This is a genomic window from Ensifer sp. GW821-FHT05G01 (genome assembly GCF_059419585.1).
This window is the reverse complement of the sequence record NZ_JBWKSC010000003.1, coordinates 14,071-40,578: the sequence shown is the minus strand read 5'-3', so window position 1 is coordinate 40,578 and position 26,508 is coordinate 14,071. Positions and strand designations below refer to the sequence as shown.

Here is a 26,508-nt window from a genome sequence, read left to right as displayed (position 1 = left end):
AAACTGGTGGCCATTTCGATTCGGTTGACAGGATCATAGGGAAATACTAGAACAAAGAAAGAACAAACATCGTGCAAATCGACTAAATCTGTTGTGGATTATGCATGATGCGGGGCGTATCCGCCGCAACAGACCGCTAAGATGCGCGCTCTTGAAATTCTAAAGCAGCGCCGGTGGCGCGGCAAAACCACGGGAAAAGCAACTATGGCTGGTAGCGTCAACAAGGTGATCTTGGTCGGAAACGTCGGGGCAGACCCGGAAATCCGGCGCACGCAGGATGGCCGGCCGATCGCCAACCTGCGCATTGCCACATCCGAAACCTGGCGCGACCGCAACAGCGGCGAGCGCAAGGAAAAGACCGAATGGCACACCGTCGTCGTCTTCAACGAGGGCCTGTGCAAGGTCGTCGAGCAATACGTCAAGAAGGGCGCCAAGCTCTATATCGAAGGTGCGCTGCAGACCCGCAAATGGCAGGACCAGACCGGCAACGACCGCTACTCGACGGAAATCGTGCTGCAAGGCTTCAACTCCACGCTGACCATGCTTGATGGTCGCGGCGAGGGCGGTGGTGGTGGCGTCAGCCGTGGCGGCGGTAGCGACTTCGGTGGCGCCAGCAGTGGTGGTGGTTACGACGATTACGACCAGCAGCCGCGCCAGTCCTCCGGCGGCGGTCGCTCCGGCGGCGGCCAGGGTGGTCAGGGCAGCCAGGGCGGTGGCAACTTCTCGCGCGATCTCGACGACGACATCCCGTTCTGAGCCACGCCTCGGGCGCAGCGACCTACGGGGCGCCCTTGGCGACCGTAACCGGTCCGAGCAGCCATCTGCAGGCTAAATCATCACACGCAAGAAGGGCCGGGAAACCGGCCCTTCTTGCGTGTGAGTGCATAAGGCAAGGAGATGGAACGCTGCCGCGATGCCCTCCAAGGCGGAAGCGCTGGAACATCACGATCGTCTCAGATCGCCATCGCCGATTTCACGCCGTCGACGACGAACTGGACCGCAAGTGCGGCCAGGATCACGCCGAGCAGCCGAGTGAGGATCGCCCGGCCGGTGACGCCGAGAAAGCGGTCGATGCGTTCGGCGATGACAAGCGCCAGGAACAGGCTGAACATCGACAGCGCGATGACGATCAAGAGCTGCGTGCGCTCGATCGCGGTCGGGAACGAACCCGCGAGCAGGATCGTCGCGGAGATCGCGCCCGGTCCGGCAATCAATGGCAGAGCCAGAGGAAACACGGCAATGTTATGGATGTGATCTTTCACCGTGGCGTTCTCACCGGTCTTTTCCTTCCGCTCCTGACGCTTTTCGAAGATCATCTCGAAGGCGATCCAGAACAAGAGCAGGCCGCCGGCGATGCGGAACGCGCCGATAGAGATCCCGAGCAATCCGAGAATGCCGTTACCGAAGACGGCGAAGGCGGCAAGGATGAAGAAGGCGATCAGCGAGCCGCGCGTGGCCACCTGAAAGCGCTCCTGCCGGCTGAGGCCGACCGTGAGGCTCAGAAAGATCGGAGCAAGACCCGGCGGATCGAGCGTAACGAGCAGCGTGGTGAGTGCGTTGACCAAGAGGTCGACATTGAACATCCGTTTCCCCTTCCGGATTATCATGCGCGCCCCGAGTTTTCTCGGTGGCAGGACAGCATTGTTAGGCAAGCAGGGCGGGCTTGGGAAGGGGGCGGTGGCCAAAGCTTGAGCAATAGCTTAATGAGGATGTGACGGAACCTTTTCACAGCCGTTCAGGCCCGGCAGCCGACTTTGTCGCCAGCACTTCCGATTTCCGCTGCAATGCCCTAGAAAAGCCTATTCCGACGGCAAAAGACTGTTCACAACCACGGGCCAAAATTGGCGCTTCCAGGCGCATTCCGCTATAAATATCCGACTGATTCTGAACAAAGATCGTGATCACAATTGACTGAGCAAAGCACTCCCGGCGGCGGAAAGACTCCGCCAGGCATCGAGCCGATTTCCATCATCGAGGAAATGCAGCGGTCCTATCTCGATTACGCCATGAGCGTCATCGTCAGCCGCGCGCTTCCAGACGTGCGTGACGGTCTGAAACCCGTTCACCGCCGCATCCTCTACGGGATGAGCGAGCTCGGCATCGACTGGAACAAGAAGTACGTCAAATGCGCCCGCGTGACCGGGGACGTGATGGGTAAGTACCACCCGCACGGCAACTCGGCGATCTACGACGCGCTGGCGCGCATGGCGCAGGACTGGTCACTGCGGCTGCCTCTGATCGACGGTCAGGGCAACTTCGGCTCCGTCGACGGCGACCCGCCGGCGGCAGAACGCTACACCGAATGCCGCCTGCAAAAGGCCGCGCACTCGCTGCTCGACGACCTCGACAAGGAAACGGTCGATTTCCGCGACAACTACGACGGCACGCTGAGCGAGCCGGTGGTTGTGCCCGCGAAGTTCCCGAACCTGCTCGTCAACGGCGCCGGCGGCATCGCGGTCGGCATGGCAACCAACATTCCGCCGCACAACCTCGTCGAAGTCATCAAAGGCTGTATGGCGCTGATCGACAATCCGGCGATCGAACTGCCGGAACTGATGGAAATCATCCCGGGGCCGGACTTCCCGACCGGTGCGCTCATTCTCGGCCGTTCGGGCATCCGCTCGGCCTATGAGACCGGCCGCGGCTCGGTCATCATGCGCGGCCGTGCCCACATCGAGCCGATGCGCGGAGACCGCGAGCAGATCATCATCACCGAGATCCCTTTCCAGGTGAACAAGGCAACGATGATCGAGAAGATGGCCGAACTTGTGCGCGACAAGCGCATCGAGGGCATCTCGGACCTGCGCGACGAATCCGACCGTCAGGGCTACCGTGTCGTCGTCGAGCTCAAGCGCGACGCCAATGCCGACGTCATCCTGAACCAGCTCTACCGTTACACGCCGCTGCAGTCGTCCTTCGGCTGCAACATGGTGGCGCTCAACGGCGGCAAGCCGGAACAGATGACGCTGCTCGACATGCTCAGGGCTTTCGTCTCCTTCCGCGAGGAAGTCGTTAGCCGGAGAACGAAGTACCTGCTGCGCAAGGCGCGCGACCGCGCCCACGTGCTCGTTGGTCTTGCCATTGCGGTTGCCAACATCGACGAAGTGATCAAGCTGATCCGGCAGGCGCCCGATCCGCAGACCGCGCGCGAGCAGTTGATGGAACGCCGCTGGCCGGCGCATGACGTCGACAGCCTCATCCGGCTGATCGACGATCCGCGTCACCGGATCAACGAAGACAACACCTACAACCTCTCGGAAGAGCAGGCGCGCGCCATTCTCGACCTGCGTCTGCAGCGCCTGACCGCGCTCGGTCGCGACGAAATCGGCGACGAACTCAACAAGATCGGCGAGGAAATCAAGGATTACCTCGATATCCTGTCGTCGCGCCTGCGCATCATGACCATCGTCAAGGACGAACTCACGGCCATCAGCCAGGAGTTCGGCACGCCGCGCCGCAGCGAGATCGCCGAAGGCGGTCCCGATATGGACGACGAGGACCTGATCGCCCGCGAAGACATGGTCGTGACCGTCTCGCATCTCGGCTACATCAAGCGCGTGCCGCTGACGACCTATCGTGCGCAGCGTCGCGGCGGCAAGGGCCGCTCCGGCATGGCGACGAGAGACGAGGATTTCGTTACCCGGCTATTCGTTGCCAACACGCACACGCCAATTCTGTTCTTCTCTTCGCGTGGCATCGTCTACAAGGAGAAGGTCTGGCGTCTGCCGATCGGCACGCCGCAGTCGCGCGGCAAGGCACTGATCAACATGCTGCCGCTGGAGCCTGGCGAACGCATCACCACGATCATGCCGCTGCCCGAGGATGAAACGACGTGGGAAAACCTCGACGTCATGTTCTCGACGACCCGCGGCACGGTTCGTCGCAACAAGCTGTCCGACTTCGTCCAGGTCAACCGCAACGGCAAGATTGCGATGAAGCTCGAGGAAGATGGCGACGAGATCCTCTCTGTCGATACCTGCACCGAGCATGACGACGTCATGCTGACGACGGCGCTGGGCCAGTGCATCCGCTTCCCCGTCGACGACGTGCGCGTCTTTGCGGGCCGTAACTCGATCGGCGTTCGCGGCATCAACCTCGGCGATGGCGACCGTATCATCTCGATGGCGATCCTCGGCCATGTCGATGCCGAGCCATGGGAACGGGCGGCCTATCTGAAACGTGCAGCCGCCGAGCGGCGCGCGACGAATGGCGATGAGGAAGAAATCGCACTGGTCGGTGAAGAAGTCACCGAAGGTGGCGAACTCAGCAATGAGCGCTACGAAGAGCTGAAGGCACGCGAGCAGTTCGTGCTGACGGTTTCGGAGAAGGGCTTCGGCAAGCGTTCGTCCTCCTACGATTTCCGCACCTCGGGTCGCGGCGGCAAGGGCATCCGCGCCACCGACACCTCGAAGACGGCAGAGATCGGCCAACTGGTCGCGACCTTCCCGATCGAAGACAACGACCAGATCATGCTCGTTTCAGACGGTGGCCAGCTGATCCGCGTGCCGATCAATGGCGTCCGGCTTGCGAGCCGCGCCACCAAGGGCGTGACGATCTTCTCGACGGCCAAGGACGAAAAGGTCGTCTCGGTCGAGCGCATCAGCGAACCGGAAGGTGACGAAGAGGGTGAGGAGCTGGTGGCGGCAGAAAGCGGCGCACCGGAAACACCTGAAACCGAAGCCTGATAGACTGCTTCAATCGACTGAAAAGCCCGCCAATTGGCGGGCTTTTCTATTGAAGCACGACACATCACGGCTGGCGGATATAGGTTCTCAGGCCCTTGGCCAACGCATCGAAGACCACGCGGCAACGGGGCGCGGTCTTCAAGTTTTCATGCATGACGAGCCAGGTCTCGAGCTTCATTGCAAAACTGCCCGCCAGAACCGGAAGAATATCGGGATCGCGGGCGGCAAGCGCGTTCTGACAGATGCCGATGCCGAAACCGGCGCGAATGGCCGCAAGCTGCGCGAGGTTGCTGTCAGCCTTCAGCGCAAAGCGTACGTCGGGCAACTCAGGTGTGCGGGCGATGATGGCACGGATTGCCGCCGTCTCACGGTCGTAGCCGATCAGGCTGTGCCCACTCAGGTCGGCAAGCGTCTCCGGCATCCCGCGCCGGTCGAGATAGCGCCGGTGGGCGTGAAAACCGAGTGGCACCGCACCGACGTGAAGCGCTACCAGCGCATCCTGGCTGGGCACCGCCATGCGCACCGCAATGTCCGCTTCCTGTCGCAGAATATCCTCGATCGCATCGGACGCCGACAGCTCGATGGTCAGGTCCGGATATTTCGCGTGCAGTTCTGCAAGGATCGGCGGCAGCACCTCGATACCGATCACCTCGCTTGCACTGATGCGCACCGTTCCGCTGACGGTGTCTTGCTGGCCGGAGGCGGCACGAAGCAGGGCGGCTGACGTCGCCGCCAGCGTTTCCGCATAGGGTTGCAGCGCGCGGGCGGCATCGGTTGGCATCAGGCCCTGGGGCGAGCGAGTGAAGAGCGGAAACCCGAGCATCTCCTCCATCGCATCGACATGGCGCCCGACCGTCGGCTGCGTCAGGCCGAGCTCGCGTGCGGCCGCCGACAGCGAGCCCTCCTTCAGCACCATCAGGAATGTCCGGTATAAGTCCCAGCTGGGTTCGATTTTGCTCATACATAAACGTATAACAACGAAACAGAAAACGACAATTCCGTTTATCAGCGCATTGCGGGACACTGCCGCCATCAAAACCGATGGAGACACGCAATGACCGACAATCTGGAAGAGGCAAGAACAGTTCTGGTATTGGGCGCGACCGGTGGCATCGGTAGTGCCGTTGCTCGCGGCCTCAGCCAGCGCGGATGGAAAGTGCGCGCACTCAGCCGCAATGTCGCCAAGGCCGCCCAGATGGCACCCGCGTACGATTGGATCGAGGGTGACGCGATGAAGCGACTGGACGTACGCGCCGCCGCCGAAGGCGTCCAACTGATCGTGCACGCCGTCAATCCACCCGGCTACCGCAACTGGGGTCAGCTGGTCCTGCCGATGCTCGACAACACCATTGCCGCTGCAAAAGCGGAAGGTGCTCGCATTCTCCTGCCGGGCACGATCTACAATTTCGGCCCCGATGCTTTTCCAGTCCTGAGCGAGAACAGCCCCCAGAACCCACACACGGACAAGGGCATGATCCGCAAGGAGATGGAGCTTCGGCTCAAGGCTGCGTCGGACGCCGGTGTCGGCGTGATCATCCTGCGGGCAGGGGATTTCTTCGGGCCCGACGCCGCCAACAACTGGTTCTCGCAAGGGCTGGTGAAGCCTGGAAAACCACTGAGCGCTGTCAGCTACCCCGGAAAGAAGGGAATTGCGCATCAATGGGCCTATTTGCCCGACGTGGCCGAGACGATGATCCGCCTGGTCGAGCGCGCGAAGGATCTGCCGGCCTTTGCCGTCTACCACATGCGCGGTTTCGTCGACGACGACGGCACGAAGATGGTTGCCGCCATCGCGCGGGCTGCGGGATCGACAAACCTTCCGGCACGCGCTTTTCCATGGTGGCTGGTGACTTTGGCGTCTCCCGTCGTGCCGCTGTTTCGCGAGTTGCGCAAGATGCGCTACCTCTGGGGTCAGCCGCTGCAAATGCCGAACGACCGGCTGCTGGCCCTACTCGGTGAGGAGCCGCATACGCCGATCGATGAAGCCGTGGCCAAAACCCTGAAGTCGCTTGGCTGCCTGCCGCAGGCTGCGGGACGCGTCGGAGCCGACGAGGCGTTAGCACCTGCCACGATGGCAGTCAGTTCCTGAAAACGAGACAGGCGCCACCATTCTTTCGGATGGTGGCGCAAAGCGCATTGGCTTCCGCCTGGCTGTCGCGGCCGATGCGGGCGGCATATCGAATACGGCGACCGAAACTGGCGTTGCGCTCACGAAGCAGCAGCGCTTTCTCGCTGCGGATGGGATCCGGCAACCGCTTGACGGCGTTGACGAACAGTCGCTGCGCAAGCGACTTCTGGAAATGGGCTGCGAGCTGCACGCCCCAGGGCGCCCACTCCGCCTCGTCGATCACGTCGATCTCGCGCAGCTGGCGCGTGCTTGCCAGCGCCACGCAGCCTTCGAGGAAATTCTTGTTCTTGTCGAGCGTCAGATCGAGGGTCTTGGGCGGATTGTCCCGCCAGTCCTCGACGCTATAGGCGGTGATCGCCAGCACATAGTTGCGCGTCTCGGCCGGCAGCCAATCCACCTCGAGAAAACGCTCGAGCCCGTTCTCGCCGGCATTGTAGGCGGCGGCAGCAAAACCCAGATTGCCGTAGCGCGTCTTCAGTTCGCCGAGATACTCGGCAGACTTGCCCAGGGCGGCAACGACGTCGAAGCTGTTGGCAAGGCCACGCATTTTTGCTGTACCCGGCATGAATTGCGCGATGCCCTCGGCCCCTTTCGGGCTGACCGCATTCGGCCGAAACAGGCTTTCACGCCAGATCAGGCGCGCGAAGAACGCCGGTGGCAGGTCATTGGCAGTGGCGTAGTGATCGATGACGCCGCAAACGTCGCGCTCGAAGCGCTCCTTGCTGACGCACAGCGATTTGGCAGGGTCCGTGGCGGACCGACCGACATAGATACATTTGGCGCGCACCGGCAACTCGTCGATGCGGGCATGGGCAGCATTCGGGCGCCCAATACTCACCGTCATCAGCAGCGCGAGCAGACCTCTGACAGCATACGCAACACCTTCTGAGCTGCCGTTCCCCATATCGTGTCGCCCGCAACGCCTCGCCGAAACTGCCAAGCTTCCTACATAGCATCTTGTGGGGCTCGGAAAAACAGGCGCGTCAGGCGGGTGAACCGGTCGTCAGCACCAGCTGCATGAAGGTCAGATCCAGCCAGCGTCCGAACTTCGTCCCGACCTCGCGCATTCGACCGGTTTCGGTGAAGCCCAGCTGTTGGTGAAGCCGTATCGATGCGGCATTCTCCGATTCTATCCCCGCCACCATCACATGCTTGTCCAGACGTTCGGCCTCTGCAATCAGGGCGACCATCAACTTACGGCCGATGCCGCCGCCACGGCTGTCGCGATGGACATAGACGGAATGCTCGACCGTGTGCCGGTAGCCGTCAAACGCCCGCCAGTCGCCGAAGGAGGCGTAGCCGACGATGTTGCCAGCATCGGATACTGCTGTCAGCACAGGGTATCCGGCTTCGCGTCGCGCCTTGAACCATGCAGATCGATTGGCAACGTCGACAATCGTCTCGTTCCAGATGGCGGTCGTGTTGGCCACCGCGTCGTTGTAGATGTCGCAGATGACCGGGAGATCATCTTCTCTTGCTAGCCTGATCAGCATGTTGCCCCGCATGTTCGTACACTATATGACTACGCGATGGATACTAAAGTGTACAGCCTCGATCGACGCATCAGTGATCGCATTCGCCTCGAACGGGAAATCCGCGGTTGGTCTCTGAGCGAGCTGGCCGAGCGCTCCGGCGTCTCCCGCACGATGATCCACAAGATCGAGCGTGCAGACAGCAGTCCGACGGCGACGCTGCTGGCCCGGCTTGCAGGGGCGTTCGGCCTGACGATGTCGAGCCTGATTGCACGCGCCGAGATGAGCCAGGGCAGGCTGTCGCGACGCGAGGACCAGCCGGTGTGGCGCGACCCTCAGAGCGGTTACCTTCGTCGCCATATCTCGCCAATGTCGGAGCAGCCGCTCGACCTCGTCGAGGTCGAACTTCCTGCCGGAACCGAGGTGCCAATTCCGGCCGCAGCCTATGCCTTTCATCGCCGATGGATATGGGTAACACAGGGCAGCCTCACTTTCGTGGAAGGCAGCGAGACACATATCCTTGGCGAGGGAGACTGCCTGGAGCTCGGCTCGCCGCAAGATTGCGTCTTCCGCAATGCGTCGGGCGAGCCTTGCACCTATGCGGTGATCCTGTTGAAAACGAGCGCAACCTAGCGGTTGAGCTCAGCAATGGCGATCCGCGCCATGGTCAGATCGCTTTCAACGCCGAGATCGTCACCATCTTCAATGAACCAGGCGGCGGATAGCCCCGCATAGGCCAGAACCCAAAGCAGGATCCGGCGCGGCGCGAGCCCCGTCTCCGCGGCAACAACGGGCAGGTGCCGCTGCAGCCGGCCCGGCGCCGTCACCACGGGCAGCTCTGGGTTGCAGAACAGGTTGGCATAGTCGTAGCCGCGGTCGCCAACAACGCGCTTCGGATCGATCGCCAGCCAGCCGCGATCGCCGAAATCGAGGATGTTGGCGTGGTGAACGTCACCGTGCAGCACGACCGGCGGTTCAGGATCGGCAAACAGGGTTTTCGCCGCATCGAGTGCCCGCGCGAAAAGACCTCCTTGAACAGGAGCAGCCGCCTCAAGCGAGTTGAACCACCGGTCGAGAGGGACCAGATCCGAAGGAATTGGGCCGGCACGCGGCGCATGAAGCCTGGCAACGGTACGGCAGATGATGCGCGTCACGTCGACATCGCTTCCCGTCATCGCCATATGAAAAAGATTTCTCCGGCTGTCCGTGCGCTCCATCAGGACGGCATCCGTGTCCGCTTCATACACGCTCGCAGCACCTTGCCCGCTCCAATAAACCAGCGGCAGACGGCCGAACTTCTCTTCGGGGTCGTGGGCGATTTTCAGCATCGCCGAGCGGTTCCGATAGCGAACGGGATAAAGATGGCTGGAGGGGGTAACGATCACCTCACCATCAGGCTGCAATGACCATTTCTCAAAATAGGAAGAAGACATAAACGAGAGAGTTCCCCGGGGAAACATGCCCCGCCGAATGGCGGGGCATGTGGCCATGTGGGAGCGTCAGGCAACCTGTTCAAGGGCGGGGTAGTCGGTATACCCCTTGGCGCCACCACCGTAGAACGTCGCCTGGTCCGGCGTGTTCAGGGGAGCGTTCTCCTTCAGCCGCTCGACGAGGTCCGGATTGGCAATGAACGGCTTACCGAAGGCGACCAGATCGGCCTCGCCGTTTTTGACCGCTTCTGCCGCGAGTTCGCGGTCATAGCCGTTGTTCGTCATCCAGGCGGCCTTGCCGCCGGCGGCAGCGTAGACGGCACGCAGCGCGTCATAATCGAACGGACGTTCACCCTGCTGATGGTCGCGCGGGCCGCCGGTCGCACCCTCGATGATATGGATATAGGCGAGGGGATAGCGGGCCAGGTTCTTGACGACATAGCTGAACAGCGGCTGCGGTTCCGGATCGAAGGCATCGTTGGCGGGCGTCACCGGCGAAAGCCGAATACCCACACGACCGGCCCCGATTTCCGACGTGATGGCGTCGACGACCTGGAAAAGGAAGCGGGCACGGTTCTCGATCGAGCCGCCATAGGCGTCGGTGCGCTCGTTCGAGCCGGAACGAAGGAACTGGTCGATGAGATAGCCATTGGCGGCGTGGATTTCGACGCCGTCGAAGCCGGCATCGATGGCTGCCCGGGCCGCCTTGCGGTAGTCCTCGACGATCCCATCAAGCTCGGAGATTTCGAGCGCACGTGGCTCCGAGGTTTCAGCAAACGAGCCGGTCCCGTCAGCATTGATCAGGTACGTCTTCGACTTTGCGCGGATCGCCGAAGGCGCCACCGGCTTGCCGCCGCCCGGCTGCAGCGTGTCATGCGAGATGCGACCGACGTGCCACATCTGCACGACGATGCGACCACCCTTGGCATGAACGGCATCAGTGACCTTGCGCCAGCCATCCAGCGCTTCCGGCGTGTAGAGGCCGGGCACGTCGGCATAGCCTTGACCCTGCTGGGTAATCGCGGTTGCCTCCGTGATCAACAGGCCTGCCGATGCGCGCTGTTCGTAATAGGTCGCGTTGAGCGTGTTGGGCACGGCCTTCGGCGAACGATTGCGCGTCAGCGGCGCCATGACGATGCGGTTCTTCAAGGCGATTTCGCCGACTGTAATAGGATCGAAGAGGGTAGCCATTGCAGGTCCTTTCGGTTTCAGTTTGGTCTTTGGGAGGAGATAGTCACAGGCTGCCGATATCCTTGAGGAACTCGGCAATTGTTTCTTCGTTGCGCTTGTAGAAGACCCACTGACCGAGACGCTTGGTCGTCACCAGGCCGGCGCGCTGAAGGATCGCGAGATGCGAGGATACGGTGGATTGCGACAGGCCGCAGCGCTCGAACTGACCGGCGCAAACGCCCATTTCGAACGGATGCTCCTGTGTCGGGAAATGCGCCTGCGGCTCTTTCAACCAGGCAAGGATGTTCACTCTTGCTGGGTGCGCCAGGGCCTTGAAGATTTCGTCTCGATCCATCGTACATCGCCATATCGTGGTTTATCGATAAGTGTATCGGCAATGATCGATATACAAATCACAAGACCGTGAACAGGGAAAAGGGCAAAAAAAGAGGGCCTCAAGAAAACTTGGGCCCTTGTAGTTGTGAAGGTAATTAAAACCTCCAGAGGGGAACAGCTGCTGCGGTGGCGGGGGAGGAGAAAGCCACCAAGAATGCATCAGCTGCATTTTGATATGGGAAGCGAAGTACCAGCTTTCAATAGCCGGCTGTGAATTTCGTCACGGATCGCCCGTGTCCTTACAGTAGACAAAAAAAGAGGGCCACAAGATGACTTGGGCCCTTATAGTTGTGAAGGTAATTAAACCTCCAGAGGGGAACAGCTGCTGCGGTGGCACTGGGAGGAGAAGCCACCAAAGATGCATCAGCTGAGTGTGGTATGCTGCTTTTTTGAGCGGGCAGCAATCATTTAATATGCATGTCAGCCATGTCATGTGCGCATCACTGCCCAATTCTGCATCGAAAAAGCAAAGTGCGGCACACAGAATGCGCCGCACCATAGAAAATACATCGAAAATTCAGATAGATACACTTACACTTGGCAAACGCTCACAAAATGAGCAATGCCGCAATCGGCGTCAGAAGCTCCAGTTCCTGGCTTTTGCCACGATGTAATCGCGGAAGACTTTGAGCTTGGCGGCATTCTTCATCTCGTCCGGATAGCAGAAATACGTGTCGAAAGACGGGATATCGGCACTAATCGGAAGTTGTATGAGGCCCGGGTCGCGGCCGACAATGTAGTCGGGCAGCATCGCGATGCCGATGCCGAGAAGGCAGGCACGCTTGATCGAGGTCTGGCTGTTGATCTGCAGATGCGACGTCCGCGGGTTGTCGGAATCGCGACCGGCGATTTCGAGCCAGTTGACATCGAGAAGGTAGTTCGGCGCGGGCTCACCGAAGGTAATGATGCGGTGATTGTCCAAGTCGTCGAGCGACTGCGGTTCGCCGTGCTTGTTGATGTAGGAGGGCGCGGCGTAGACGTGCATGTGCACGGTGAAGAGCTTGCGCTGGATCAGGTCGGACTGCTGCGGCTGGCGCAGCCGAATGGCGCAATCGGCATGCCGCATGTTCACATCCAGCTCCTCGTTGTCGAGGATCAGCTGAACCTGCACGTCCGGATGCAGCGACATGAACTCCTGGATCTTGTCGGTGAGCCATCCCTGGCCGAGGCCGACCGTTGTCGTGATGCGTAGCTTGCCGCTCGGCTTGTCCGTCGTTTCGCTCAGCTGCACCTTGACGCTCTCGAGCTTCATCAGCACTTCGTGCGCGGTGCGGTAAAGGATCTCGCCCTGTTCTGTCAGGATCAGGCCGCGTGCATGCCGGTGGAACAGCTTGATGCCCACATCCTGTTCGAGCGAACTCACCTGACGGCTGATCGCCGACTGAGAGAGATGGAGCTTGTCTGCCGCATGCGTGAACGACCCAGCCTCGGCCGCCGCGTGAAAGATGCGCAGTTTGTCCCAATCCAGCGACATGAAGTCCCCCATATGAAACCACCCCGGGGGACGGGATCATGTCCTCCGGGTGCGGCTGATGTATCTGTTCCCACACGGGAAAGGCTCCTTGCGGGATACCCCCCGATTCGCAGCTTCTATTCGGCTGCAATTGCGACGGGCATATGACCCGCCAGGTATTTCTCGGCCTCGAGCGCTGCCATGCAGCCCATGCCGGCAGCGGTCACCGCCTGGCGATAGATATCGTCCGTGACGTCGCCTGCGGCAAAAACGCCGGGCACGTCCGTTGCCGTCGAATCGGCTGCCGTCCAGAGATAGCCGTTCGACTTTTGCCGAAGCTTGCCCTTGAACAATTCGACGGCAGGCGCGTGACCGATCGCCACAAAGACGCCGTCGGTCACCATGTCGCTCGTTTCGCCCGTCTTGGTGTTGCGCAGCTTGACGCCGTTGACCGATGCCGGCATCGGCGGCTTGGGGGCAGCGCCCAGATACTCGACGACTTCGTGATCCCAGATGATCTTGACATTGGGCTTGGCGAACAGGCGCTCCTGCAGGATCTTTTCGGCACGGAACGAATCGCGGCGATGGACGACCGTCACCGTCTTTGCAAGGTTGGAGAGGTAGAGCGCCTCTTCGACAGCCGAATTGCCGCCGCCGACGACGATCACGTCCTTGTTGCGATAGAAGAACCCGTCGCAGGTGGCGCAGGCCGAAACGCCGAATCCCATGAAGGTCGGCTCGGTTTCGATGCCGAGCCACTTCGCCTTGGCGCCGGTGGCGATGATGAGCGCGTCGGCCGTCCAGTCGTTGCCGCTGTCGGTCTTGACCCGGAACGGACGAACGGAAAGGTCGACGTCAGTCACCAGATCGTTGACGATCTCGGCACCGACATGGGTCGCCTGCTTCAGCATCTGCTCCATCATCCAGGGACCCTGGACCGGATCGGCATAACCAGGATAGTTCTCCACGTCGGTGGTGATCATCAACTGGCCGCCCTGTTCCATGCCGGCGATCAGGACCGGTTCCAACATCGCACGCGCCGTGTAGATGGCAGCGGTGTAGCCGGCGGGGCCGGAGCCGATGATCAGCACTTTTACATGGCGGGCAGTCATGGTCTTGTCCTTCGCTCGCCGGGCGGCCGAGGGGCCATATCCGGTTCCGTTTCATCATAGGGAAATAGTTCCATACTTTAGGGATTCCCCCCGGGGAGTTTCAAGGGCGGCAGAGGCAATACACACAAGTGCTTGAGCCCGTCGAACCGATTTGACACCAGATCGGGCATTTTTGCACCGCTTGCACCGCAACCGCACAAGTCACAAGCACGTGATGGCCCCAGGCAATGGCCGGATCTGGCGATGGACAATGTTACACTTCTCCAATTGAACGAGCGCAATTTTCCGGGCGAGTGACGCCGAAATCGATCGTCGTTGTCGGCTTCAACGCCCCCCCTGACGGGCGCTGCTTCAACAGGTGTGCAAGGAAAAGGGCAGTGCGTAAGATCAAGGTGTTCTCGGCCTCGGTCACAGGACAATTCGGGCAGTCAACGGAGAACTTCGGCGACAACCTCATGACGGACATACTCCGTCAATTCTTCGCGATAGAACCCGAATACGTGAAGCCTTCGTCCGCGGAACTCATCGGGATCGGAAGCATCATTGATGCCTATTACCGCAGGCACCGGACGGGGCGGTATACGTTCCTGCGAAGGAAGCCGTGGCGGACATTGCATGTTTGGGGTTCTGGTTTCATGAACTCGGATGCGCCGGCGCTCTGGCCGCAGCGGCTCAAGTTCGATGCGGTGCGCGGCAAGCTGAGCCAGGCGAAAGCGGCGCCGGACGACGACATCGCTCTCGGCGATCCGGCAATCCTGTTGCCGCTGATGTGGCCGAAGATGCAGGCCCGCCACCGCGTGACGGTCATTCCTCATTTTGCAACCCATCAAACCTTCGTCGATGAATTCGCAAACTGTCTTCCGCGACATTGGAGCATTCTCAATCTGCTTGGCGATCCCGAGACGATTGCGAATGAGATATCAGCGTCCGACCTTGTCGTCTCAAGCAGCCTCCACGGCTTGATCGTTGCCGACGACTATGGCGTGCCGTCGTGCTGGATGGAGCCGCATGGCGAGATCAAGGGCGATGGTTTCAAATTCGCGGATTATTCCAGTTTCCGCGGTCGCGACCTTGTAGGTCCGATCGACTTCAGGGACTTTGTCGCCTCTCCCGAGGCCGTGCTGCAAGAGGCGGACTACGTGCCGGCAGTGCCTTCCACGGAAACGCTCGACAAGCTGCTCAAGGCGTTCCCGTTCGCTTGACGGCCACAACGTTCAGGACGGTCTCTTCGCTGCCGCTATCATCTCGTGCATGCCGGCATGATCGGGCCAGGTCCGTCTCGCTTCCTTCCAGATACGCCATGAACGAACCGCTTTCAGCGGCCGCCGAAGAAGACCCCGCCATCTCGGCCTGATGGACTTTGCCGGCAGCAGCTGGAAATCCGCGAAACCGGCGCGACGAAGCGTCTCCTCAAGGCTTGCTGGTGAAAAGTAGTAGTGGTGGTCGAGCAGATACAGCCCCCATTGGTCGCCCTGAGCGATTCGCATCCAGCTTTCGTAGTTTCCGGTCTCAACGATCAACGTACCGCCCGGATTCAGGCAGCCGTTGAGGCGCGCGAGGAGCGGGAGCGGATCCTTGAGGTGCTCGACAACGTCCCAGAGGGTTATGACGTCGAAGCTACCGTCCGGAATATCCATCGAGAGGTTCACGCCATAATAGTCGCTGGCCTTCTGCACGGCGACTGGGCTGTGTTCGACCCCCGCGGCTTGCCAGCCGGCGTCAAGCGCTGCTTTGACAAAGGTTCCCGATCCGGCGCCGAAATCCAGCAAATGCCCGCGCGAAGGATGCAGGGCCGAAACGATCGCCATCTGGCTGCATGCAACGTCACGTTTCTGGGCATTGTCGGTGACGTAGCCGCCCGCAGAAGACCACCGCCAATCCATATAGGCGATGCAAGCTTCCTGCGATGGGCGCGGCGTCTGGTAGGCGAGGCGACAGTCGATGCACTCAGCGACCATAGCTGTCATTCCGAAACGCGCGCGGATAACCCGTGACGGGTGGGAGCGACCGCACAGCAAGCACGGAACCGTTTCGATTCGCTCGAAGGCCTTGCCGTCGATGTGGTCGATTATCGACACCTGCCACGCCCCCAATTCCTGCAGATCATGTCGGTCGAGACAGCTCGCCGAGCGACGCCGCCAATCAAAAATCAGTACTCCTTCATGTACGAGACGGAAAGACTGTGAGCGACGCGCGGCTCCGGATCGCAGGCGGTTTTTCTCTACGCGTGCTGGCGAAACGCGGTTAAGCCGGCCCGACCCTAGCTAAACGCTGGTTTTCCCGCGAATAGTGGGTGCTGATGCTTGTTGTCGGACCTGTTTGGCGATATTTCACGCGGATTCACTTTGCTGGAGAGGCATATGGGGTTGAATGCAAGCCGCGTTTGGCTCGACCGAGAACTCGCCGCATGCGGCAGTTCACGATTAGAGAATAGTCTTCTCCCTGATGTGAGCGACGGATCGCATATGCATGCCCCCATTTCTGCAAAATTGCGGTGCGAAAGCGCCGGGCTCGCGCAGGCTGAGCCAGGAAGCAGACGCGGCACCGGCCACAACCTGTCGGTGGGGCAGGCGGTCTCCGGCCAATCGGCCATATGCCCATCCTGAAATCATAGGCTCGGCGGCGACGATGCGCCGGGCGCAAAGACAAGAATACTCCTGTTTCGACTTAGCCTTGTGCGCAAAAGTCGCCGTGTGAAAAGGACGAACCTTCATGACGAAACAAGTCGAGCTCGACGCAATCGATCTCAAGATCCTTCGCGAGCTCCAGCGTGACGGCAGGATGACCAATGTGGACCTCGCGCAACGTGTCGGCATTTCGGCGCCGCCCTGTCTGCGACGGGTGCGCAAACTTGAGGAAACCGGCGTCATCAAGGGCTATCACGCGCTTCTGAACGCGCCGGCGCTCGGCTTCGATCTCGTAGCGTTCTGCATGGTCGGCCTGAAGAGGCAGTCGGAGGCGGACCTCAAGGCGTTCGCCGCGGCAACAGCCGAATGGCAGATCGTGCGCCAGGCATGGACCGTCTCGGGGGAAAGTGACTTTCTGCTCCATTGCGTCGCAGAGAACCTGACGGCGTTCCAGGATTTCGTCATTGAAGTTTTGACGGCCAACGAGCGGGTCGATACGGTGCGCACGATGTTGACCATTCGTCAGGTCAAGGATATCGGGCTGGTCCAGATCTAGGATCCAGAAGACTTGAGGATCCGCAACGGCAGCGAGGCTCCCTTGGAGAACGCAGACACGACCGGAGTTGAGTGGCGTCATCCATGAGCAAACTTCCGCTTTCCGCCTTCATCATCTGCCAGAATGAAGAAGCCTATCTCGGCAATTGCATCGAGAGCCTCGAGCAGTGTGCCGAGATCGTCATCGTCGACTCGGGGTCGACGGATGGCACCCCCGCCCTCGTGCAATCCTTCATCGACAGGGGCTGGCCGATACGCTTCATGCACGAGTCGTGGCGAGGTTATGCGGGCCAGAAGCAGTTCGCGCTCGATCAGTGCACGCAGCCCTGGTGCTTCAACATCGATTCAGACGAGCGTCTCGACGAACCGCTGAAGGCACTTCTGCCCTCGCTTCTCGATGCCGTGCCTGAGACGGTCGGCTGGCGCGTGGCGCGCCGCCCATACCTGATCGGCTACGGATACACACCAGAGCGTGTGCATGAGCGGCGCAATTTGCGTCTAATCCGCAAGGGCAGGGGACGCTATGATCTCAACCAGAAGGTTCACGAGGGTATCGTGCCGGATGGCCAGGTGGGCGTCGCGCGCAAGGGCAGCCTGCTCCACTACCGTCCGCTCGTCATCGACGAGCAGATCCTGAAGGAAAACAAATATTCGACTCTGAAGGCAGACCAGCAGTTTGCGGCGGGCAAACCGCCGCGACCCTACAAGATGCTGGCAAGCCCACCACTCTATTTCTATCGTCTTTATTTCCGCAACGGGCTTTGGCGCTGTGGATTCCCCGGCTTCATCGAGGCCATGACCGGCGCCGTCTACGCATTTTTGACCGCCGCCAAGATTTATCAGAGGCACGCGCTGAAGCGCCATCCGAACCATGACGACATGGATCGGCAGCGCCGGCAGCCGTGAGGTTCCCATGAAAGTTATGCACTACCACTTCGGTAAGGACGGCGGCGCTGAGCGCTTTTTCGTCCACCTCGTCAACTCCCTGGCTGAGCGCGGCGTCGAGCAGACTGCGGTGATTCGTCCGGGGCGGAGCTGGCGCAAGGACATCGAAAGTGCGACCCGCATTGTCGAAAGCAATTTCCGCAACCTCTCGCTCGACCGCATCCTGCTGCCGATGAAGGTCAGCAGCATGGCGCGGCGCGAGAAACCGGACGCATTGTTCGCGTGGATGCCGCGCGCGAGCCGGCTGATGCCGAACTACAAGGGATGCATCAAGATCTCGCGGCTCGGCGACTATCCGCTCCGTCTCGACTATTTCCGCAACACCGACTGCCTCGTCTGCAACACGCCGGGTATCGCCGACCATGTGCGCAACATCGGCTGGAAGCGCGATGTCGAGGTGATCTCCAACTTCACCAACACCGAACGTGTCGCCGCCGTCGACCGCGCGGCGCTCGACACGCCGGAGAATGTTCCGGTGGTGATGTCGATGGGGCGTTTCGTTCCGCGCAAAGGTTTCCATACCTTGATCGAGGCGATCGCAAAGGTGCCGGACGTGCATCTCTGGCTGATCGGCGATGGCGAGCAGCGCGAAAACCTGGAAAAGCTTGCCGCCGACCTTGGTGTTGCAAACCGTGTTCGTTTCGCCGGGTGGCAGAAAGATGTCCGTCCGTTCCTTGCCGCCGCCGACATCTTTGTCATGGCGTCGAGCCACGAACCGCTTGGCAACGTCGTTCTCGAAGCCTGGGCCCAGGGTACGCCGGTTGTTTCCAGCCGCTCCGAAGGTCCGCAATGGTTCATGCGCGACGGTGAAAACGGCCTGATGGTCGATATCGGCGATGCCGAGGGCTTCAGCCGCGCCATCGAGCGCATAGCAAACGACCGTCAACTCGGCTTGCGCCTGGCAGAACGCGGCCACGAAACGCTGATGAATCAGTTCTCGAAGCAGGCAATCACCGACGCGTATATGAAGCTGTTCGCCTCAAGGAAATAGCTGCCTGACCGCGCCGGCGGTCAGCGCATCAGCCGTTCGTACACCCGGTTGATGGCGCCGGCTTCACCTTCGATCGCAAACGAGGCGGCGGTGCGCGCAAGGCCATTCACGCCCGCCGCTGTGCGCCGCCGGTCATCGTCCATGAACGCGGCCGTCGCCTCGACCATGGCCTGAAGGTTGTCGGCCGGCACGATCGTGCCGGTTTGCATGGTGCCGCTCGCGACCAGCTCGGAAAATGCGCCGACATCCGTCGCGACGACGGGAACACCCGTTGCCATCGCCTCAAGCGGCGTCAGGCCGAAACCCTCCCAGCGCTGCGGCGCAACGAAAAGATCAAGCGCCCGGTACCAGTCCGGAATGTTTGTGTGCTCACCGACGAACAGGATACGCTCGGCAAGCCCGGCTTTCGCGACGCGCTCTTTGAGCTCGTTTTCAAACGCCACGTGCGGCCCAGTGGCACGGCCGGCAACGATCGCGCTCCAGCCTGGGCGGCAGGGCAGGAGGGCAATCATGCTGTCGACGAAAAGATCCGTGCCCTTTTGACGACGCACCCGCCCGAAGCAGCCGACGAACTTCTGGGCCGGGTCGACGCCACGCGCCGCTTTTGCTTGAGCCGGATCGACCGCAGGGTGGAACCGTTTGGTATCGATGCCGTGGAGGATGACGTCGTTCGGCACTTCGAGATAGGCGGCGGTCTTGCCACTGGTCGCGATCACCGCGTCCATCCGCCCGATCAGAAACTTGCTCCAGCCCGTGTGGCGGCGTTGCGATGCCGAGGTGAAGGCGATCTTCAACTTCATGCGCAACAGATCGCGCATGATGATCGCCGGCAACATCTCCACATTGCGGCGCGCGTGCCAGACGCGATAACGCCGGCCCGGAGGCGCTTTCCAGAGATGCAGGAGATCGAGAAACCGGATCGACGGCAGGCTCTCGGGAAGGCCCGGGCCGAGCACCGCAATCTTCTGACCCAGAGCGCGCTGGATCGGAATCAGCTGGATGATGGTCGAGGTAACGCCCGAGAGGCGCCGCTTGAAATTGGGAGCGATGACCTCGACGTCCCGGATATCGGCCACGGAAGCGCTCTCCTTGGGCATGCGACAAACAATGTCTTGAAAGAAGCGGATTGGGGCGAGGCGGAACCGTCGCCCCAAGGGGCCGTCAGCCCCAGTTTACCGCGAGGATTTCGTATGCCTTTGAACCACCCGGCGCGTTCACTTCGATGGAATCACCGACTTCCTTGCCGATCAGCGCGCGGGCGATCGGCGACGAAATCGAGATGCGCCCTGCCTTCACGTCGGCTTCCTGATCGCCAACGATCTGGTACGTCTTTTCTTCCTCGGTGTCCTCGTCCACGAGCTTCACCTTGGCGCCGAACTTGATCTTCGAGCCGGACATCTTCGAGAGATCGATGACCTCGGCGCGCGCGATCAGGTCCTCGAGTTCGCCGACGCGACCCTCGTTGTGGCTCTGCGCTTCCTTGGCCGCGTGGTATTCCGCATTTTCCGACAGGTCACCGTGTGCGCGCGCTTCGGCGATGGCCTCGATGATTCGTGGTCGCTCTTCCTGCTGGCGCCAGCGCAGCTCCTCCTGCAGGTTGACGAATCCACCCTGTGTCATCGGCACTTTGTCGACCATTTCAATGTCCTTCATCAAGAACGAGGCGCCGCTTGGGGGCGGCGCCAACGCAAAAGAAAACGGTCTCCGGCACGCAAGCGCCGGAACCGTCCGAAATATCCGAACCGTTCTTATAGCAGAAAGGAAACAGCCAATGCCAGATTTTTCGCCATGATCCACCGCCCCCTTCGCGCAGGACGCAACCTGTAGACGCTCCTTAAAAATCGTCATCGTCAAGAAATGGGCTTTACCTCAACCGCGGTTGAGGTCGTAACAGTTCCATTTCCGAAACGATAAACGGACGGAAATGACAGGATGAGCACGACAAAGGATGGCCGCGACGCCGGACAATCCGGCCCGCATTCAGAAGCGGAGGGGCGTTGGGGCGAGCTGTTGCAACCCAACCATCTGGCGGCAACCGTGACGCTTTGCCTCGGTGTCGCGCTCTTTGCCTTCAACGAGTTCTTCATCTCGACCGCGCTGCCAACGGCGGTCGAGGAGTTTGGCGGAGCGGCACTGCTCTCCTGGGCGTTCACGCTCTATCTTGTCTTTGCGATCATCGGCGGTGCATTGGCGGCCAACCTCAAGGCGCGCTTCGGCGCCCGTAACACGCTGATCGCCGCAGCACTAATCTTCGTCTTTGGCACCGTGCTGGCAACGCTGGCAACGAGCATGCCGCAAGTCCTGGCCGGACGGTTGTTTCAGGGGTTGGGCGAGGGCGTCATCGCCGCCATTTGTTATGCGTTGATCCCTGAACTCTTTCCGCCGAGGCTCGTCCCGAAAGTCTTCGGCGCCGAAGCGATCGTCTGGGCAAGTGCGGCATTTAGCGGCCCGCTCATTTCAGGATTTCTCACCGAACATTGGTCGTGGCGCGCGGCGTTCTTCGTGAATATTCCCGCCGCCGCCATCTTCATCGCGCTCGTCGTCGCCATCGTGCCGAGGCAGTCGACTTCAGTGCGCAGCGCACAATCTATTCCCCTTTTTCGACTGATGGCATTCGGGCTCGGCATTTTGCTGATCTCGGTCTCGAACATGCTTCAGAACGGTTTTGCCATGGCCGCCCTGCTGGTCGTGGCGATTGCTATTCTCATCAACACCGTCCACCTCGACCGTCGCTCCGAACATTCAATCCTGCCGCTTGGTGCCTTTGCGATCGGACGTCCGCTCGGCACCGGCCTCTGGATCATCCTGCTGATGCCGTTGGCGCAGGCTTCCGGTTCCGTCTACCTTGTTTACGGCCTGCAGCACCTGTGGGACTTCAGCCCAACGGCAGCCGGCTTTTCCAGCGCGTTGATGGCGATGTCGTGGAGCTTGACAGCGATCCTGGTTGCCAGCCTTCGCTCGCATGAAGCGCGTGTGCGACTGATCTCGGCGGGCCCCCTCCTTCTTTGCCTCGGTCTCATCGGACTAACGGTGGCGATCGCAACAGGCGAACCTCGGCTGGTCTTTGCAGGGCAGATTGCCATCGGAGCTGGTTTCGGCGTCTGCTGGGGCACACTCAGCCAATTGCTGATGGATGTTTCGCCAACGGCTGAAAGAGACAAAACATCGGCGCTGCTGCCGACGCTGCAATCGGCTGGCTATGCAATCGGTGCGGCTGTCTTCGGGCTGGCGGCCAACCTGCGCGGCTTCGATGAAGGTGCACGGGTGGCGGTCATGCGCGACGCGCTGCTGGCGGTCTTCGTCATCGCTTGCGTGATTTCGGTCGCATCGCTGTTCTTCGGGATCAGGACCGTCCGGCTTGCGCGCAGCCGAAGGTCAGAGCGTTCCAAGGTCCGGACACGACGGCCCGTGGCGGTTGACTGATCACCAGGCCGTGGACAGGGCGATGGCGGCTTCGACGGGGCGGCGCAATATGCCCAGCCCGTGGCGGCCGATCAGAGCGTCCTGTTCACGGCGACGGCCATCGGACGGCGCGATCACCGCCAGCAACGCGCCGTTTCCCGAGCGCACATGAACCTTCAGAGATCCGTAATCGGCATCGCGGCCAATCTTGTCGGCAATTCTCTGGCCGTAATACAACGCGGAACCGTCATCGAAATGGCTTATGCCATCCTCGTCGACAAAGCGCTCGTCGCCCCAATACAAATCGAAGAAGTAGACCTGCACGATGTTGCCCCGTCCCATGCGCAGTGCCGGATGTTTCCGGCTTGGGAGCGCATGTGCACATCTAACCATCTGCCGACCGAATGCAGGCTGAACCCGGCATTCACGTGGCGTTCACAACCATGAAGGAGATATTGCGCGCTCGACGCGACTTCGACGGGAGCACATGTCGGCACGCGTGTTGACGCATTTTGGGGGGCTGTGTTCGGCCCATCGGCCAAAGCACGGGACTGCGCGCATACAGACATGCGCGCAGTCGTTGTTCGATCAGGCCTTGAAGTAGCTCTGAAGCGGGCGAACCTCGAGGTTGCCGGCCTTCAACGCCTTGATGGCGCGTGCTGCTGCCTCAGCGCCCGACATGGTGGTGTAGTAGGGCACCTTCTGCATCAGCGTTGCACGGCGAAGCGACTTGGAGTCCGAGATCGCCTTGTTGCCGTCAGTGGTGTTGATGACGAGCTGGACCTGGCGGTTGCGGATCGCGTCCTCGACATGCGGACGGCCTTCCTGGACCTTGTTGACCTTGATCGCGGCAATGCCGTTTTCACCGAGGAACCGGGCGGTACCGCCTGTCGCCATTACCTTGAAGCCGATATCGACGAGAATGCGGATTGCCGGCAGAACGCGGGTCTTGTCCTCGTCGCGGACCGATACGAACACCGTTCCGTCGCGCGGCAGGTCGACGCCAGCGCCGAGCTGCGACTTGGCGAAGGCCAGTGCGTAATCGGTGTCAAGGCCGATGACTTCACCGGTCGAGCGCATTTCCGGGCCGAGCAGCGTGTCGACACCGGGGAAGCGGGCAAACGGGAAGACCGCTTCCTTGACGGCAATGTGCTTCAGGTTGCGCGGATCCGGCTTTTCGCCATAGGCGGCAATCGCCGCATCCAGCGCTTCACCGGCCATGACGCGGGCGGCGATCTTGGCAATCGGCGCACCGATGGTCTTGGCGACGAAGGGCACCGTGCGCGAGGCGCGCGGGTTGACTTCGAGCACGTAGATCGTGCCGTCCTTGATCGCGAACTGCACGTTCATCAGGCCGCCGACATTGAGCGCCTTGGCCAACGCCGTCGTCTGGCGCTCCAGTTCATCGACCATCGCCGAGTCGAGCGTGTGAACCGGCAGGGAGCAGGCACTGTCGCCGGAGTGAATGCCGGCTTCCTCGATGTGCTCCATGATGCCGGAGACAAACACGTCCTTGCCGTCGCAGAGGCAATCGACGTCCACTTCCGTGGCGTTGGTCAGGTAGCTGTCGAACAGCAGCGGGTTCTTGCCGAGCAGCGTGTTGATCTGACCGGTCTTGTCGTTCGGGTAGCGCTGCTTGATGTCTTCCGGAACGAGGCCCGGAACCGTATCGAGCAGGTAGGTCTGCAGCATGCTTTCCGAATGGATGATCTGCATCGCCCGGCCACCGAGAACGTAGGACGGACGCACGACCAGCGGGAAGCCGATTTCGGCGGCAACGAGGCGCGCCTGCTCGACCGAGTAGGCGATGCCGTTGTTCGGCTGGTTGAGGTCGAGCTTCATCAGAAGCTTCTGGAAGCGGTCACGATCCTCGGCAAGATCGATCATGTCGGGTGCGGTGCCTAGGATCGGGATGCCGTTCTTTTCCAGCGCTTCGGCCAGCTTCAGCGGCGTCTGGCCACCAAACTGCACGATGACACCGACCAGTTCACCTTTTTCCTGTTCGGCGCGCATGATCTCGATCACATCTTCTGCCGTGAGCGACTCGAAATAGAGACGGTCAGAGGTGTCGTAGTCGGTCGAAACAGTCTCGGGGTTGCAGTTGATCATGATCGCTTCATAACCGGCGTCCTTCAGGGCGAAGGAGGCATGGCAGCAGCAATAGTCGAACTCGATGCCCTGACCGATGCGGTTCGGGCCGCCGCCGAGAATGACGACCTTCTTGCGGTCGGAGACATCAGCTTCGGAACGGGCAGCGCCAACGAAGGGCGTCTCGTAGGTCGAGTACATGTAGGCGGTCGGCGAGGCGAACTCGGCCGCGCAGGTATCGATGCGCTTGTAGACGGGGCGGACATTCAGCGCGTTGCGCAGTTCGGCCACTTCCTTAGGGCGCTTGCCGCCGAGGGTTGCAAGCCGGGCGTCGGAGAAGCCCATGGCCTTCAGCATGCGCAGGTTTTCCGCATCCTGCGGCAGACCGTGCTCGCGGACGCGCGCTTCCATGTCGACGATCGCCTTGAACTGGGCGATGAACCAAGGATCGATCTTGCTCGCCTCATGAACTTCGGCTTCGCTCATGCCGAGGCGCAGCGCCTGGGCGACCATGCGCAGACGGTCCGGGGTCGGTGTACCGATTGCGGCGCGAATGGCGTTGCGGCCATCGCCGTTCTCGTCCATGTCGGGAATTTCGATTTCGTCGAGACCGGTGAGGCCGGTCTCCATGCCGCGCAGTGCCTTCTGCAGCGATTCGGCAAATGTGCGGCCGATCGCCATGACTTCGCCGACCGACTTCATCGCGGTCGTGAGGACCGGCGAGGCGCCCGGGAATTTCTCGAAGGCAAAACGCGGGATCTTGGTAACGACGTAGTCGATCGAAGGCTCGAAGGATGCCGGCGTCGCACCGCCGGTGATGTCGTTTTCAAGCTCGTCCAGCGTGTAGCCGATCGCGAGCTTCGCCGCGATCTTGGCGATCGGGAAGCCCGTTGCCTTGGAGGCGAGCGCCGACGAGCGCGAAACGCGCGGGTTCATTTCGATGACGACCAGACGGCCGTCCTTCGGGTTGACGGCGAACTGCACGTTCGAGCCGCCGGTCTCAACGCCGATCTCGCGCAGAACCGCGATCGAGGCGTTGCGCATGATCTGGTATTCCTTGTCCGTCAGCGTCAGCGCCGGAGCAACGGTGATCGAATCGCCCGTGTGGACGCCCATCGGGTCGATGTTTTCGATCGAGCAGATGATGATGCAGTTGTCCGCGGTGTCGCGGACCACTTCCATCTCGTATTCCTTCCAGCCGAGAACCGATTCTTCGATCAGCACTTCTGTGGTCGGCGAGGCATCTAGGCCGCTGCCGACGATGTCGAAGAATTCGGTGCGGTTGTAGGCGATGCCGCCGCCGGTGCCGCCAAGCGTGAAGGACGGGCGGATGATGGCCGGTAGGCCGACGTCATCAAGCGCCTGCGCGGCGATCGCCATCGCGTGGTTCATGTAGCGCTGCTTGCGGTCGCCTTCGCCGAGGTTCCACTGGTTTTCCAGTTCGTCGAGCGCCTTGTCGAGATCCGGGCCGGAAAGGCGGCTCTTCAGTTCGGCGCGCTCGGCCTCGTGAACCTTGCGGTCGTGATCCTTGATGTCGGTGGCGTTGGCGAGCCGCGACTTCGGCGTCTCAAGACCGATCTTCGCCATCGCCTCGCGGAAGAGCGCGCGGTCTTCCGCCTTGTCGATCGCATCCGGCTTGGCGCCGATCATCTCGACATTGTAGCGGTCGAGAACGCCCATGCGGCGCAGCGACAGGGCGGTGTTGAGCGCGGTCTGGCCGCCCATGGTCGGCAACAGCGCGTCGGGGCGCTCCTTGGCGATGATCTTTGCAACGACTTCTGGTGTGATCGGCTCGACGTAGGTCGCGTCCGCCAGGCCCGGGTCGGTCATGATCGTTGCCGGGTTGGAGTTGACGAGGATGACGCGGTAGCCTTCCTCCTTCAGCGCCTTGCAGGCCTGTGTCCCGGAATAATCGAATTCGCATGCCTGACCGATGACGATCGGCCCCGCGCCGATGATGAGGATCGATTTGATATCTTGGCGCTTCGGCATGGTCGGTCATCCGTTTCTAGCTGCGCGAAAAACCGGCCAAGGTGGGAGGTCACCGGCCGGGC

23 protein-coding genes are annotated in these 26,508 nt (G+C 61.1%); 9 read left to right on the top strand and 14 right to left on the bottom strand.

Annotation, left to right across the window (positions count from 1 at the left end):
- Window positions 1-204 precede the first annotated feature (204 nt).
- Window positions 205-756 (top strand): single-stranded DNA-binding protein, encoded by a 552-nt coding sequence (locus AC07UR_RS08975; RefSeq protein WP_077503570.1) that lies wholly within the window; start codon window positions 205-207, stop codon window positions 754-756.
- A 197-nt stretch (window positions 757-953) separates the two neighbouring features.
- Here the strand turns inward: AC07UR_RS08975 and AC07UR_RS08970 are convergent, their stop codons facing one another.
- The gene (locus AC07UR_RS08970; protein ID WP_173420010.1) at window positions 954-1,583 is read right to left on the bottom strand and encodes a MarC family protein; all 630 of its coding nucleotides are present in this window, start codon (window positions 1,581-1,583) and stop codon (window positions 954-956) included.
- Window positions 1,584-1,907: 324 nt separating this feature from the next.
- Between AC07UR_RS08970 and gyrA the strand changes: the two genes are divergently transcribed.
- The gene (gene gyrA / locus AC07UR_RS08965; protein ID WP_173420009.1) at window positions 1,908-4,685 is read left to right on the top strand and encodes a DNA gyrase subunit A; all 2,778 of its coding nucleotides are present in this window, start codon (window positions 1,908-1,910) and stop codon (window positions 4,683-4,685) included.
- Window positions 4,686-4,749: 64 nt separating this feature from the next.
- Here gyrA and AC07UR_RS08960 read toward each other — a convergent pair whose 3' ends face one another.
- Window positions 4,750-5,601 carry a LysR family transcriptional regulator gene (locus tag AC07UR_RS08960; RefSeq protein WP_412728402.1) on the bottom strand — a complete coding sequence of 284 codons (852 nt, stop codon included), beginning with the start codon at window positions 5,599-5,601 and terminating at the stop codon, window positions 4,750-4,752.
- A gap of 138 nt (window positions 5,602-5,739) precedes the next feature.
- Between AC07UR_RS08960 and AC07UR_RS08955 the strand changes: the two genes are divergently transcribed.
- The gene (locus tag AC07UR_RS08955; RefSeq protein WP_209791823.1) at window positions 5,740-6,774 is read left to right on the top strand and encodes an SDR family NAD(P)-dependent oxidoreductase; all 1,035 of its coding nucleotides are present in this window, start codon (window positions 5,740-5,742) and stop codon (window positions 6,772-6,774) included.
- On the opposite strand, the gene AC07UR_RS08950 is transcribed toward AC07UR_RS08955, so the two are convergent.
- Window positions 6,764-7,657, bottom strand: a complete 894-nt coding sequence (locus tag AC07UR_RS08950; protein ID WP_234941998.1) for a lytic transglycosylase domain-containing protein — start codon at window positions 7,655-7,657, stop codon at window positions 6,764-6,766. The genes AC07UR_RS08955 and AC07UR_RS08950 overlap by 11 nt on opposite strands.
- Before the next feature lie 139 nt (window positions 7,658-7,796).
- A complete protein-coding gene (locus AC07UR_RS08945; protein ID WP_209791819.1) occupies window positions 7,797-8,306 on the bottom strand; it encodes a GNAT family N-acetyltransferase in 510 nt (169 codons plus the stop codon).
- A gap of 36 nt (window positions 8,307-8,342) precedes the next feature.
- Between AC07UR_RS08945 and AC07UR_RS08940 the strand changes: the two genes are divergently transcribed.
- Window positions 8,343-8,918 carry a helix-turn-helix domain-containing protein gene (locus AC07UR_RS08940; RefSeq protein ID WP_209791811.1) on the top strand — a complete coding sequence of 192 codons (576 nt, stop codon included), beginning with the start codon at window positions 8,343-8,345 and terminating at the stop codon, window positions 8,916-8,918.
- On the opposite strand, the gene AC07UR_RS08935 is transcribed toward AC07UR_RS08940, so the two are convergent.
- From AC07UR_RS08935 to trxB, 5 genes are all read right to left on the bottom strand, one after another.
- A complete protein-coding gene (locus AC07UR_RS08935) occupies window positions 8,915-9,718 on the bottom strand; it encodes an aminoglycoside phosphotransferase family protein (RefSeq protein WP_209792000.1) in 804 nt (267 codons plus the stop codon). The two genes, AC07UR_RS08940 and AC07UR_RS08935, sit on opposite strands and share 4 nt — an antisense overlap.
- A 66-nt stretch (window positions 9,719-9,784) precedes the next feature.
- The gene (locus tag AC07UR_RS08930) at window positions 9,785-10,906 is read right to left on the bottom strand and encodes an alkene reductase (protein WP_209791809.1); all 1,122 of its coding nucleotides are present in this window, start codon (window positions 10,904-10,906) and stop codon (window positions 9,785-9,787) included.
- Between the two features lie 43 nt (window positions 10,907-10,949).
- On the bottom strand, window positions 10,950-11,240 hold the full coding sequence (locus AC07UR_RS08925; RefSeq protein WP_173420003.1) for an ArsR/SmtB family transcription factor: 291 nt from the start codon (window positions 11,238-11,240) through the stop codon (window positions 10,950-10,952).
- Window positions 11,241-11,858: 618 nt separating this feature from the next.
- The gene (locus tag AC07UR_RS08920; protein ID WP_038577011.1) at window positions 11,859-12,755 is read right to left on the bottom strand and encodes a LysR family transcriptional regulator VtlR; all 897 of its coding nucleotides are present in this window, start codon (window positions 12,753-12,755) and stop codon (window positions 11,859-11,861) included.
- A 116-nt stretch (window positions 12,756-12,871) separates the two neighbouring features.
- Window positions 12,872-13,846, bottom strand: a complete 975-nt coding sequence (gene trxB / locus AC07UR_RS08915) for a thioredoxin-disulfide reductase (protein WP_173420002.1) — start codon at window positions 13,844-13,846, stop codon at window positions 12,872-12,874.
- A gap of 227 nt (window positions 13,847-14,073) precedes the next feature.
- Between trxB and AC07UR_RS08910 the strand changes: the two genes are divergently transcribed.
- The gene (locus AC07UR_RS08910) at window positions 14,074-15,048 is read left to right on the top strand and encodes a polysaccharide pyruvyl transferase family protein (RefSeq protein WP_209791806.1); all 975 of its coding nucleotides are present in this window, start codon (window positions 14,074-14,076) and stop codon (window positions 15,046-15,048) included.
- A gap of 12 nt (window positions 15,049-15,060) precedes the next feature.
- Here the strand turns inward: AC07UR_RS08910 and AC07UR_RS08905 are convergent, their stop codons facing one another.
- Window positions 15,061-15,939, bottom strand: a complete 879-nt coding sequence (locus AC07UR_RS08905; protein WP_209791804.1) for a class I SAM-dependent methyltransferase — start codon at window positions 15,937-15,939, stop codon at window positions 15,061-15,063.
- Between the two features lie 619 nt (window positions 15,940-16,558).
- Here AC07UR_RS08905 and AC07UR_RS08900 point away from each other — a divergent pair.
- The 3 genes from AC07UR_RS08900 (at window position 16,559) to AC07UR_RS08890 (ending at window position 18,964) form a co-directional block, all read left to right on the top strand.
- On the top strand, window positions 16,559-17,029 hold the full coding sequence (locus AC07UR_RS08900; RefSeq protein ID WP_053247447.1) for an Lrp/AsnC family transcriptional regulator: 471 nt from the start codon (window positions 16,559-16,561) through the stop codon (window positions 17,027-17,029).
- A gap of 83 nt (window positions 17,030-17,112) precedes the next feature.
- Window positions 17,113-17,934, top strand: coding sequence for a glycosyltransferase family 2 protein (locus AC07UR_RS08895; RefSeq protein WP_209791802.1), 822 nt, complete (start codon window positions 17,113-17,115; stop codon window positions 17,932-17,934).
- Window positions 17,935-17,941: 7 nt separating this feature from the next.
- Window positions 17,942-18,964, top strand: a complete 1,023-nt coding sequence (locus AC07UR_RS08890) for a glycosyltransferase (protein WP_209791800.1) — start codon at window positions 17,942-17,944, stop codon at window positions 18,962-18,964.
- A gap of 20 nt (window positions 18,965-18,984) precedes the next feature.
- Here the strand turns inward: AC07UR_RS08890 and AC07UR_RS08885 are convergent, their stop codons facing one another.
- Both AC07UR_RS08885 and greA read right to left on the bottom strand, forming a co-directional pair.
- The gene (locus AC07UR_RS08885) at window positions 18,985-20,040 is read right to left on the bottom strand and encodes a glycosyltransferase family 4 protein (RefSeq protein WP_209791798.1); all 1,056 of its coding nucleotides are present in this window, start codon (window positions 20,038-20,040) and stop codon (window positions 18,985-18,987) included.
- Window positions 20,041-20,125: 85 nt separating this feature from the next.
- Window positions 20,126-20,602 carry a transcription elongation factor GreA gene (greA, locus tag AC07UR_RS08880; RefSeq protein ID WP_025427081.1) on the bottom strand — a complete coding sequence of 159 codons (477 nt, stop codon included), beginning with the start codon at window positions 20,600-20,602 and terminating at the stop codon, window positions 20,126-20,128.
- Between the two features lie 294 nt (window positions 20,603-20,896).
- Here greA and AC07UR_RS08875 point away from each other — a divergent pair, with 294 nt between their 5' ends.
- On the top strand, window positions 20,897-22,387 hold the full coding sequence (locus tag AC07UR_RS08875) for an MFS transporter (RefSeq protein WP_209791796.1): 1,491 nt from the start codon (window positions 20,897-20,899) through the stop codon (window positions 22,385-22,387).
- On the opposite strand, the gene AC07UR_RS08870 is transcribed toward AC07UR_RS08875, so the two are convergent.
- Together AC07UR_RS08870 and carB are read right to left on the bottom strand one after the other, a co-directional pair.
- Window positions 22,388-22,708 carry a hypothetical protein gene (locus AC07UR_RS08870; protein WP_209791794.1) on the bottom strand — a complete coding sequence of 107 codons (321 nt, stop codon included), beginning with the start codon at window positions 22,706-22,708 and terminating at the stop codon, window positions 22,388-22,390.
- A gap of 246 nt (window positions 22,709-22,954) precedes the next feature.
- Window positions 22,955-26,446: a carbamoyl-phosphate synthase large subunit gene (gene carB, locus AC07UR_RS08865; protein ID WP_209791792.1), complete on the bottom strand. Its 3,492-nt coding sequence runs from the start codon at window positions 26,444-26,446 to the stop codon at window positions 22,955-22,957.
- Window positions 26,447-26,508 lie beyond the last annotated feature (62 nt).